At 64.1% G+C, this 1,110-nt stretch carries 2 protein-coding genes; both read right to left on the reverse strand.

What is annotated here, in order from left to right; genetic code table 11:
- Positions 1-36 precede the first annotated feature (36 nt).
- The gene (locus tag I5W_RS09245; protein WP_044529001.1) at positions 37-621 is read right to left on the reverse strand and encodes a DUF4123 domain-containing protein; all 585 of its coding nucleotides are present in this window, start codon (positions 619-621) and stop codon (positions 37-39) included.
- Positions 622-637: 16 nt separating this feature from the next.
- The gene (locus I5W_RS09250; RefSeq protein ID WP_044529002.1) at positions 638-892 is read right to left on the reverse strand and encodes a DUF2345 domain-containing protein; all 255 of its coding nucleotides are present in this window, start codon (positions 890-892) and stop codon (positions 638-640) included.
- Between the last annotated feature and the right edge of the window lie 218 nt (positions 893-1,110).

Genomic DNA, 1,110 nt, shown 5'->3' on the forward strand with positions numbered 1-1,110 from the left:
GGATTTCCGAGGGCGTTCGTTCGCCCAGATGNTCGGTCAGGCGCCGCAGGACCATGTCGAGTACATCGCAGTGCGCCAGGCTGCTCCATTGACTGGCGTGGGCCAGGCCGGCCGGCTGCCGCCCAGCACGTCGATCTCCGCGCCGGGACCGGCCACGCTCCACCAATGGCCGCACCAGGGAAAGCGCCATTGCGTCACCGGCCCCAGCAAGGCGCTGCTCTGTTCGGCTGAGAACAAGTGCATGGTCAGTGCAAAGACGCGCGGGTCGTAATAGCGCCAATAGACCGCTCGCCCCTCCGGGCCGGGGCCGATCAGGAAGCGCGTGATGGCCCGCTTGAGCTGCTCCAGGTCGGCGTCAGTCTCCAGCCAGGCGCACAGTATCGGCGCTTCATCCTCCAATGGTGCGAAGCGCAGCCCAGTGCTCACCCACTTCTGCTGGGTCGGGGAGAGTGCGCTCATGTCGATGAGGCGCGGCGTCAGGTCGTCCGCATCCTTGATCCGGCCGACCTCGCAGAGCTGCATGGGCAGTTCCTGCCACGGTGAACGGGGATCCAGATTGGCCGATTCCAGCAGCACATAGCCGCTGGTGATGCATTCGGTGGGAAATGAAATGGCTTGCATGTGAACTCTCTTGCGATCAGGACAGCGCGACGCTGGCACTACCGGACTGCGCTGCGCCACTGGCGCGGGCAGGACAGAGTCGCGCACCGGGGAACTCGACGGGCTTGGCCTGTGGGCCCAAGGTCTGGTGGTCGGCGGCATGGATGTGGTGCGCACCCTGCGTGAAGCCGGTGATGCCCTCTGCGATCACCAGTTCGCTGCCGCCACCGTTCAGACGGATGCCTTTCTTGGCCTTGAGATTGATCCAGTCGCGGGTGCTGATGAAATCCATAGGCACCCGTGTATTCGTAATGCTCCACCGGCAGTACCGCGCCCTGTTTGTTCAGCGTGGGCACATCCACCTGCTGTGGCTGTGCTGCCTTGAAGTCGTAACTGGAAAGACGCGTGCTGGACGGCTGAAACTGGCGCACGGTGGACATTGCGCGATGCCGTCTTCTTCGATGGCGGCACCGTGGTGCCTGGACGGGACTTGTCCTGTGCCATCGATGG

Source organism: Herbaspirillum sp. B65, from assembly GCF_000333555.1.
In the GTDB taxonomy this organism is placed as follows: domain Bacteria; phylum Pseudomonadota; class Gammaproteobacteria; order Burkholderiales; family Burkholderiaceae_D; genus Herbaspirillum; species Herbaspirillum rubrisubalbicans.